Source organism: Anaerovibrio sp. (genome assembly GCF_024697385.1).
Lineage (GTDB): Bacteria > Bacillota > Negativicutes > Selenomonadales > Selenomonadaceae > Anaerovibrio.
In genome coordinates this window covers 1-9,967 of record NZ_JAILFV010000174.1, presented here as the reverse complement: position 1 = coordinate 9,967, position 9,967 = coordinate 1, and the positions used below count along the sequence as shown (strand labels likewise).

Genomic DNA, 9,967 nt, shown 5'->3' with positions numbered 1-9,967 from the left:
AAGGCAAATAATATGAAGGAACCGGTGCCGGGCCCGAAAAAACCATCATAAAAGCCCATTACAAAAGCCAACAGAATGCACAGTACCAGTTTTTTCCCATTTATTTTTTGGGGCTTTGCATCTTTTCCCCAATTCTTTTTCAAAAGGGTATATACAAATACCAGGATGAGCATGACGATGATTAATGGTCGCAGGAACTCCGGAGAGATAAGCTGTACCATGAGCACCCCTGCCAATGAGCCTATAAAGGACAGTGGACATAATATCTTCATGAGAGATATATCTATTTTTCCTGCCCGTATGAAGGTAAGAAAACTTGCCACTGCACCCATTGAAGCTGCCACCTTGTTTGTACCAAGCACCGTAACCGGCGGAAGCCCGGTCCACATCAGGGCAGGAATGGATATCAGCCCGCCACCGCCTGCGGCTGCATCAATAAATGAAGCGATAAAGCCGAAAATAGCTAGAAATATCAGTGTGTCAAATTCCATATAATCACCTTTCGTTCCTCTAATCTGACATTATACAATACTGATGGCGGAATAACAATTGCAAATAGGGCAATTATTATTAATTTCCAGAATATAAATTATAATTATGATTATTGTGCGACTTAATTATGTTATGATATAATACAAAAAGGGTATTATTTTTTATTAAATCTTATTAAAAGGAGAGATGGAATAAGATGAATTTGTCAGTGAAAATTTTTATTTCTTTGGTGCTGTCTGTTATCGTTGGTCTGATAGCCGGAGAAGCAAGCCTGCCGTTTATTAAATGGTGGATTGCACCAATTGGTACCATGTTCATCAATCTGATCAAGATGATGATCGTACCTGTAGTATTTTGTTCTCTTGTTGTTGGTATTACAAGTCTGGGAGACACCAAAAAATTGGGGCGTATCGGCTTTAAGACAGTCGGTATTTATCTGGTGACCACTGCTATTGCAATCATTATTGGTTTTGCTGTAGCCGGTATTATCGGACCTGGCGTTGGTGCAGATTTCGTATCAGGTGCTCAGCCAAAGGTCAAGGAAGCTCCATATATCATGAAGGTTTTCCTTGATATGATTCCTACTAATCCTATTGATTCCATGGCTAAGGCAGCTATTTTGCCTACCATCGTATTTGCTCTGTTTATCGGCGTCGGTATCATAAAAGTTGGTGGTGAGAAGGCGGATGTTCTCATCAGGTTCTTTGATGCTTCAGCCGAGGTTTGCTATAAGATTATCGCCATGATCATGGAGATTGCCCCATACGGTGTATTCTGTCTCCTGTTGCCTGTTGTTGCAGCAAATGGTCCAAAGGTACTGCTGCCACTCCTTACAGTAATTGCTTGTATGGCTGTGGGTGCTGTTATCCATACCGTTGGTGTTTATTCAACAATGGCCAGCATTTGGGGTGGTCACAATCCTGTAGATTTCTTCCGTGGCATGAGTGAGGCAATGATGATTGCCTTTACCACCTGTTCTTCAGCAGGTACCCTGCCGGTTAACATGAAGAACTGCCAGGAGAAGCTGGGAGTCAGCAGGGAGGTAACTTCCTTTGTACTTCCTTTGGGCGCTACCCTGAACATGGATGGTACTTCAATCTACATGGGTGTATGTTCTATCTTTATTGCTAATGTATTTGGTATTCCTTTGGGAGTAGATCAGATGCTGATGATTGTACTCACCGGTACAATAGCTTCCATTGGTACTGCCGGTGTACCAGGTGCAGGTCTTATCATGCTGGCAATGGTACTCCAGTCCGTAGGCTTGCCGCTGGAGGGCTTGGCTCTCGTAGCCGGTATTGACCGTGTATTGGATATGTTCCGTACCACTGTTAATATCACTGGTGATGCTGCAGTTGCCATCGTTATCAACGAAAGCGAGAAAAAAGCAGCTTAATTGAAAATTTGACAGGGCAGGTATTCGGCAGAGGCCGGATACCTGCTTTTTTCGTTTTGAATGAAGAATAACATCCCCTACCGAAAAACGGTAAGGGATGTTTTTTGTTTAAATATTATGTTGTTTTCCGGGGAGAATTTTTTGAAATAGTATTTTATATAAAAAATTATATAAAATATTGACTATATATAATTTTTTATATAAAATAATCTTACAATAAATAAGATTCTTGAATTATATAACTACAAGGAGGTTTTAAAAAATGCGCTACAATGAATTGGATACTCCTGCATTATTGATTGACAGGGATAGATTAGAGGCAAATCTGAAGGAGATGCAGGCTTATGCAGATGAACATCATGTGAAGCTGCGTCCCCATACAAAGACACATAAAATGCCGGACATAGCCAAGCTGCAGCTGGAGCATGGTGCCTGCGGCATTGCAGTGGCAAAGGTTGGTGAGGCAGAGGAGATGGCTGCCCAGGGCATAAAAAATATTTTTATAGCCAATGAGATTGTGGGAAAAAACAAGCTGGAGCGTATTTGCAAGCTGGCCAGCTCCGGAGTGGAAATATCCTTTGGTGTTGATTCTGTATGCCATATAACCGCAGCCGAGGAAGTATTTGCCGCCCGGCAGGTATTTGTTCCGGTTCTTGTGGAAATCGAGGTGGGGGAAAACCGCTCAGGTATTATTGAGGAAGATGATTTTATCAAGCTGTTGGAAGCTTTGAAAAAATGTTCCCATGTGAAATTCGGTGGAATATTTTCCCATGACGGTAACAGCTATGAAGCCGAGGACATTGATCAGCTGGAGGAAATAGCCCAAGGAGCTCAGGAGAGAACCCTGAACTTTGTGAAATTGGCGGAGGAGCAGGGGATGAAGTGTGCTACTGTCAGCTACGGAGCAACCCCAACCTTTATGAATCATGTAAAAATCCTGGCGGGGATTACAGAACTGCGACCAGGCACATATGCCCTGATGGATGCTTCACAGGGGCATGCAGTCGGAACCCTTGATAAATGTGCTGCTACGGTTTTGGCCACTGTCATCAGTAAGCCTACTTCCCAAAGAACTATTCTCGATGTAGGAGCCAAGGGACTGACCATGCAGCGCCGTACTGTTGGAATTTGTGCTACACCAGGGCTGGGAACGATTTTTGATGACACTGATGTTCATATTGATTCCGTATTTGATGAGCATGCAATACTTTATGATCAGCCCTTTCATGATCGGGTAAATATTGGCGATAAGGTACGAATTATTCCGGTGCATATCTGTCCGGTATGCAATCTCCATGAAACAGCATATCTGATTTCAGGGGATGAGGTATTGAAGGAGATGAAGGTTTCCTGCAGAGGAAAGTTGAAGTAAGGGAAGAATCAGCTATGAAGCAAATATTATTACCATATATTTCAATGGCAGAAATGCTGGCTAAAACCTTTGGTGATGATTGTGAGGTAGTCATCCATGATCTGGCTGATCCGGCGCATTCGGTGGTATATGTGGCCAACAACTCAGTGACCGGACGCAGGGTAGGTGATAGCTTTGACCAACTTATCAAAAAGGTAATCCTGTCGGAGAAATTAAAGGATGACTATGTGGCAAATTATTATTTTGATGCCCCCAATGGCAAAAAAATCCGTTCATCGACGCTGCTAATAAAGGATGATAAAGGCAAATTGGCAGGGGCTCTATGTATCAATCTTGATACCACAAGGCTGTCCCGGCATATAGAATACCTGCAGTCATTTTTGCCGGGACAGAGGACGGAGGAGACCGGGCAGGCATCAGAAGCTGATAAGGAGCCGGACAATGTCAATGATATGATTACACGGCTTATGGAAGGGATTATTGGTTCTGAAGGCGGTGACGGCCTGACCAGGGATGGACGAATTGAAAAAATCCGTTTCATGGATGAAAAGGGAATATTCCTGATGAAGGGCAGTGTGGAAAAGGCAGCAGAAATGCTTGGTGTCAATAAGGTTACCATATACAGCTATTTGGATGAAGTCAGGGGAAAACGGGGGTGATTCCATGAAAATTCTGCAGGCACAAATTATGGTTTCAGCGTCTAAAAAGGAATCAATGGAAACAGTTGAAAGGGCATGTGAGCAGGCTGCCAGGGAGCAGGCCTCGATGCTGACATTGCCGGAGATGTTCTGCTGTCCATACGAAACATCAAATTTTCCGGTATATGCTGAAGAAAAGGGCGGTCCGGTGTGGCAGGGATGTGCTGATTTAGCCAGGAAATATGGGATTTATCTTTCCGCCGGCTCGGTGCCGGAAAGGGATGAGAAAGGATTGATATACAATACGGCATATGTATTTGACCCAAAGGGAAATCAGATAGCCTGTCACCGAAAAATGCATCTGTTTGACATTGATGTGAAGGGAGGACAGTCCTTCAGGGAGTCTGATACCTTGACTCCGGGGGATAGTGTTACAGTATTTGATACTGAATTTGGCAGGATGGGAATATGTATTTGTTACGATTTCCGTTTTCCCGAATTGGTCCGACTGATGGTATTGAAGGGGGCAAAACTTATAATTGTACCTGCGGCCTTTAATATGACTACCGGACCGGCCCATTGGGAGATTATGTTCCGTGCTCAGGCCATGTTTAATCAGTGTTTTGCAGTGGGGACAGCTCCCGCCTGTAATTTGGATGATACATATCATTCCTGGGGACATACCATAGCAGTAAGTCCTTGGGGCAGTATTATAAGTCAGATGGGGCAGGAAAAGGGGTGCCAGTTAGTGGAAATAGATTTTTCTGAGGCTGATAAAGTGCGGCAGCAGCTGCCTTTGTTGAACCACCGTCGCACCGATTTATACAGTTTGGAGGTAAAATAGTATGAAGACAGTAAGTATCGAATCAAAGCTTGAAAATAAAGGACATTATGTACCTGGGATGATTTCCGGAGGCATGCTTTACATATCCGGTCAGCTTCCGGTACATCATGAGACAGGTGCACCCTTGGCAGAGGGCATATATCAGCAGACATTGGACGCCTTGCACAATGTGGATCTGGTATTAAAGGCTGCCGGCTGCAAAAAGGAAAATGTTGTGCTGTGTCATGTATATATCCCAAGGGTAGAGTATTGGGATGAGGTGAATAATGCTTATGGGGAATTCTTTGGGGCGCACAGGCCTGCCAGGGTTGTGGTGCCAAGCAGGGAGCTCCATGGAGGGGCACTGGTGGAAATAGAAGCCGTGGCTGAGCTCCAGGATGATTAAGTTGTTGCTCCGGGGCTATGGTTGTTGGAATGTTTTCGAAGTATCAAATCATGAAAAAGGGGAATCGACATGGAATATATTTGTTCAAAATGTGGCAAGAAAATGTCTGTAAGCACCAAGGATCCAAAATGCTCCTGCGGTGGACTGTGGGATTTGGATTTTATACCACCTGAGTTTTCCTATGATGATATAGACCGGGATGAATGGAGCATGTTCCGTTACCGTAAGTTTATGGCCGTGGATGATTCCTGGAAAAATGTTTCCCTTGGGGAGGGGATGACTCCGGTTGTAAGACTGGATGATAATGTGCTGCTGAAAATGGATTATTTTATGCCTACTCTTTCTTACAAGGACAGGGGAGCTGCAGTACTTGTATCCCATTGCAAAAAAATCGGGGTGGACTATATTGTCCAGGACAGTAGCGGAAATGCCGGCAACAGTGTAGCCGCATATGCAGCCAGGGCTGGTATAGCCTGCGAAATATTTGTTCCGGAGGGGACCTCTCCCAAAAAGATAAATATGATCAGGGCCCATGGAGCTACATGTACTGTGGTGCCGGGAACCCGTGACCATTGTGCAGAGGTTTGTCGGGAAAAGGTAGCAAGGGAAGGGGTGTATTATGCAAATCATGTATATAACCCGTTCTTTTATGAAGGCACAAAAACCTATATTTATGAAGTCCTCGAGCAGCTGCATCGCATACCGGGGCATATTCTGATACCGGTAGGAAATGGAACGCTGTTTTTGGGTGTGATAAAGGGGCTTGAGCACTTACTGGCAAGCGGTATTATTGACCGTATGCCACAGATTATTGCTGTGCAGAGCGAATACTGTGATCCTTTGCTAAAGGCAGCTGCTGATGGCAGGGACAGCTTTGTTGAGGTGAATCCTCAGCCTACCTTGGCTGAAGGCATTGCTATTGGTGTGCCGATGCGGGACAAAAAGATTCTTGAATACGCATATAAGCATAAGGTTCGGTTTATCCATGCCATGGAGAAGGATATTCTTAAGGCCAGGGAATTGCTGGCGCTGAAGGGGGTATACTGTGAACATACCACTGCGGCCAATTATGCAGCCTACATTAATTATTGTGAAAAGTACGGAACCGCAGAGGACTGCCTGATTACCATGTGCGGTGCCGGACTTAAATCAGATCATTAATTCCAAAAAATATTATCAGTATATATCCCCTTACCGGTTGGAAGTGCTCTGCCGGTAAGGGGATTTTTTCTGTTTTAATTAAATATAACTCGGTGTAAGATGTCCCCTTCCTCTACAGGTGGGGGAAAACATACTTTAATAAGTGATGAGCATATCCCTCATCTCATGGGACGCAAAGCTGGTGCCCTTGGGGAAAAACGCTGATAGGAGTATTTTTCTTATAAATGAGGAAAATTTTGAACAATGGCGTTATAACGAGATAAAGACATTTTGATATCTCGTTGAAACGCTGATAGGGGTATTTTTCTCATAAATGAGGAAAAATTTGAACAATGGCGTTATAATACATGTTGACAGGTAAAATCATCTGTGTTAGTATATTAGCAATTTAATACTTTAATATAATAAAGATTGATTGGAGGATAACTCATGGCTTCAAAGGCTAGTGATATGGAATATTTAACTATTGCCCTGCCCAAGGGGAAGCTCTTCGGGCTGTCTGCGGACTTATTTGCCCAAATCGGTTATACTGCCGAGGATTTAAGCGAGAAGTCCCGGAAGCTGGTGATTGTAAATGAAGAAAAAAAGATAAAGTTTATTATCAGCAAAACGGCCGATGTTCCTACATATGTGGAATATGGTGCTGCGGATATCGGGGTTATTGGCAAGGATGTGCTGATGGAATCCGGGAAGGATGTATATGAGCTGCTGGATTTGGGATTTGGCAAATGTCATCTCATGATGGCGGTGGACAAGAACCAGAAAAGGCCAAAGCTGTCAGATTACGCCAATACCAGGGTAGCAACAAAATTCCCTCATATTGCCGAGAAATTTTTTAACAGCAAGGGAATGCAGATGGAGTTCATCAAACTTAATGGTTCCATTGAGCTGGGGCCTATTGTGGGTCTTTCTGAAAGCATTGTGGATATAGTGGAGACAGGTACTACTCTTCGTGAAAACAACCTTGAGGAGATTGCCTTTATTATGGAAGCCACGGCCAGGCTGATCTGCAACCGTGTCAGCTTCAAGCTGAAATTTGACCGCATACACCAGATGACTGAAGATCTCAGAAAAATATTGGAAATGTCCCGGGAGGAAAAATAATGCAGATTGTTAATGTTAAGGATGCCGGTATTATAGCTGTGGAAAAGCTGCTGAAAAAACCGGCCTTTGATCAGGTAGAGCTTAATCCAAGAATCCGTGAAGGAAATAAAAAACTGTTTGGACGCGACATGTCAGCCGCTGAAATCGTGGACATGATTGTCAATGATGTCAGGGCAAATGGGGATGAAGCCGTTATAAAATACACCAGGCTCATTGACAGGACAGAGTTTACTTCAGATGAATTCCTGGTTACTGATGAGGAATATAAGGCAGCGTACGAGGCTGCTGATCCTGATATTTTGGCTTCACTGAAAAGAGCCGCTGATAATGTTCGCAGATATCATCAGGAGCAGAAGCCAAATTCCTGGATGACCTATCGTGGGCAGGGCTCCATCCTGGGGCAGTCCGTTATACCGTTGGACCGTGTTGGTATATATGTACCGGGAGGTACGGCAGCCTACCCTTCATCGGTGATAATGAATGCCGTTCCCGCTGCTGTTGCCGGCGTACAGGAAATAATCATGATGGTACCACCCAAGGATGGCAAAATCAACCCTTATGTGCTTGTGGCCGCCAAGGAAGCAGGGGTTTCCAAAATCTTCAAGATAGGTGGAGCCCAGGCTATTGCAGCCATGGCCTTTGGTACAGAGACCATCCCTAGAGTCGACAAGATAACCGGTCCAGGAAATATCTTTGTCACTCTTGCCAAAAAGGCTGTTTATGGGCATTGCGATATTGATATGCTGGCAGGACCAAGCGAAATACTGATAGTAGCTGATAAGACAGCTGACCCGGCCTATACTGCAGCAGATATGCTCAGCCAGGCAGAGCATGATATGCTGGCCTCCAGTATTGTAATCACAGACAGTCCGGAACTGGCAGAAAAGGTTGCCGGTGAGGCTGAGAAGCAGTTGGCCAAGCTGCCTAGGCAGGAGATTGCCAGGGCTTCCCTGGACAAAAACGGGCTGATAATAGTGGCAGAGGATATCATGCAGGCCGTAGAGCTAGCCAATGTATCTGCCCCTGAGCATATGGAGATACTTACTGAACAGCCATTCCAGCTGTTGCCTTATGTACGCCATGCCGGTGCAGTGTTTTTGGGAGCGTATTCCCCGGAGCCTTTGGGGGATTATTTTGCCGGGCCAAATCATGTGTTGCCTACCGGTGGCACAGCCAGATATTATTCTGTGCTGAATGTGGAAACCTTCATGAAGCGTACCAGCCTGATATCATATACACAGCCTGAGCTCAGCCGAGTGAGTGATGATATTATTCGCCTGGCAGAGGCTGAGGGCCTTGAGGCACACGCCAATGCCATACGCATCAGAAAGCTGGATAAATAATAAATAGTCGGAGGCAATGTAATATGTCAAAGTTGAAATATAGAAACAAACTGGCGGATATGCCATCATATGATGTGGTGGAACGGTCCTGGAACATAAAGGTAAATGCCAATGAAAGCGGGATGAATCTTCCGCCGCTGGTGGAAGAGCGTGTAATGAGCCGTCTTTCCCGTGTGGCATTCAACCGTTATCCTAATGAGGACCTGGAAACGCTCATGGAGGCCATTGGCAGGAATTTTGGCATGGGCGTAGAAAATGTCCTTATAGGCAACGGTTCCAGTGAGATTATTGAGAAAATTTTCTACTGCTTTGGAGGGCGTGGCAGGAAAATTGTTTTCCCACAGCCGTCCTTTTCAATGTATCACATATATGCCAAGGCCGCAGAGGCCGAGGCTGTGCCGGTGGATTTATCCGGTGAGGACTACAGCCTGGATGTCAGGGAGTATGTCAATATTGTCAACGACAGCAAGGCATCGCTTTGTGTTGTTTGCAATCCGAACAATCCTACCGGTAATGTATTGCCGATAGAGGATATTGAATATATTGCCGCTCATACCAGCTGTGCCTTCCTGGTGGATGAGGCCTACATTGAATTTTATGGGAAGTCAGCAGTATCCCTGCTGAAAAAATATCCTAACATGATAGTTGCCAGGACTTTTTCCAAGGCCTATGGTCTGGCAGCCTGCCGCTGTGGATATATGCTGGCATCAGCTCCTATTACTGAGATGATAGCCAAATCCTTTATGCCTTATCACATGGATGTGCTTACTTTGGTAACTGCTGATACTGTATTCCAGATGCGGGATGAATTTGTTCCCCGGATTCAGATGACCATTGCGGAGCGAAATCGTATGGGTGGGCAATATGGTTCCCTGACTGGGTTCAAGGTATTCCCGTCCAATACCAATTTCATCCTGGTAAAATATGACAGGGCAGAGGCACTGAATGAATATCTGGTATCCAGGGGCATTGGAGTGCGCAGCTTTGGTCGGGCCAGGTTGCTGGAGAATACCCTGCGTATTTCCATGGGCAATCGCGAGGAAAATGATATGGTGTTTAAGGCCGTGGAGGCTTTTACAAAGGAGAACTGATATGCGTACTGGAAAGGTTATTCGTGAAACCAAGGAAACATCCATTGATCTTACCATCAGCCTGGATGGCAAGGGGGTTTCAGATATTGATACCGGTATAGGATTTTTTGATCATATGCTTACCCTGTTTGCCAGTCACGG

Annotated in this window: 10 protein-coding genes and 1 pseudogene; 10 read left to right on the top strand and 1 reads right to left on the bottom strand. The window is 44.9% G+C overall.

The window, feature by feature from the left end; genetic code table 11:
- Nucleotides 1-491 (bottom strand): TSUP family transporter (locus K6C05_RS09190; protein ID WP_296733935.1); only part of this gene is annotated, 491 nt, incomplete at its 3' end.
- Nucleotides 492-688: 197 nt separating this feature from the next.
- Between K6C05_RS09190 and K6C05_RS09185 the strand changes: the two genes are divergently transcribed.
- The 10 genes and pseudogenes from K6C05_RS09185 to hisB form a co-directional block, all read left to right on the top strand.
- Nucleotides 689-1,888: a dicarboxylate/amino acid:cation symporter gene (locus K6C05_RS09185; protein ID WP_296733933.1), complete on the top strand. Its 1,200-nt coding sequence runs from the start codon at nucleotides 689-691 to the stop codon at nucleotides 1,886-1,888.
- A gap of 262 nt (nucleotides 1,889-2,150) precedes the next feature.
- The gene (locus K6C05_RS09180; protein WP_296733931.1) at nucleotides 2,151-3,260 is read left to right on the top strand and encodes an alanine racemase; all 1,110 of its coding nucleotides are present in this window, start codon (nucleotides 2,151-2,153) and stop codon (nucleotides 3,258-3,260) included.
- 14 nt (nucleotides 3,261-3,274) lie between these two features.
- A complete protein-coding gene (locus K6C05_RS09175; RefSeq protein WP_296733928.1) occupies nucleotides 3,275-3,919 on the top strand; it encodes a helix-turn-helix transcriptional regulator in 645 nt (214 codons plus the stop codon).
- Nucleotides 3,920-3,923: 4 nt separating this feature from the next.
- Nucleotides 3,924-4,742 carry a carbon-nitrogen hydrolase family protein gene (locus tag K6C05_RS09170; protein ID WP_296733925.1) on the top strand — a complete coding sequence of 273 codons (819 nt, stop codon included), beginning with the start codon at nucleotides 3,924-3,926 and terminating at the stop codon, nucleotides 4,740-4,742.
- Between the two features lies 1 nt (nucleotide 4,743).
- Nucleotides 4,744-5,127 (top strand): RidA family protein, encoded by a 384-nt coding sequence (locus K6C05_RS09165; RefSeq protein WP_296733923.1) that lies wholly within the window; start codon nucleotides 4,744-4,746, stop codon nucleotides 5,125-5,127.
- A 69-nt stretch (nucleotides 5,128-5,196) separates the two neighbouring features.
- A complete protein-coding gene (locus K6C05_RS09160; protein ID WP_296733920.1) occupies nucleotides 5,197-6,288 on the top strand; it encodes a threonine synthase in 1,092 nt (363 codons plus the stop codon).
- Nucleotides 6,289-6,717: 429 nt separating this feature from the next.
- Nucleotides 6,718-7,392 (top strand): ATP phosphoribosyltransferase, encoded by a 675-nt coding sequence (gene hisG / locus K6C05_RS09155; RefSeq protein WP_296733918.1) that lies wholly within the window; start codon nucleotides 6,718-6,720, stop codon nucleotides 7,390-7,392.
- Nucleotides 7,392-8,735 carry a histidinol dehydrogenase gene (hisD, locus tag K6C05_RS09150; RefSeq protein ID WP_296733917.1) on the top strand — a complete coding sequence of 448 codons (1,344 nt, stop codon included), beginning with the start codon at nucleotides 7,392-7,394 and terminating at the stop codon, nucleotides 8,733-8,735. The genes hisG and hisD overlap by 1 nt, the downstream gene beginning before the upstream one ends.
- 23 nt (nucleotides 8,736-8,758) lie before the next feature.
- The gene (gene hisC / locus K6C05_RS09145; RefSeq protein ID WP_296733914.1) at nucleotides 8,759-9,826 is read left to right on the top strand and encodes a histidinol-phosphate transaminase; all 1,068 of its coding nucleotides are present in this window, start codon (nucleotides 8,759-8,761) and stop codon (nucleotides 9,824-9,826) included.
- 1 nt (nucleotide 9,827) lies between these two features.
- A pseudogene (hisB, locus tag K6C05_RS09140) lies at nucleotides 9,828-9,967 on the top strand (imidazoleglycerol-phosphate dehydratase); the annotation flags it as partial.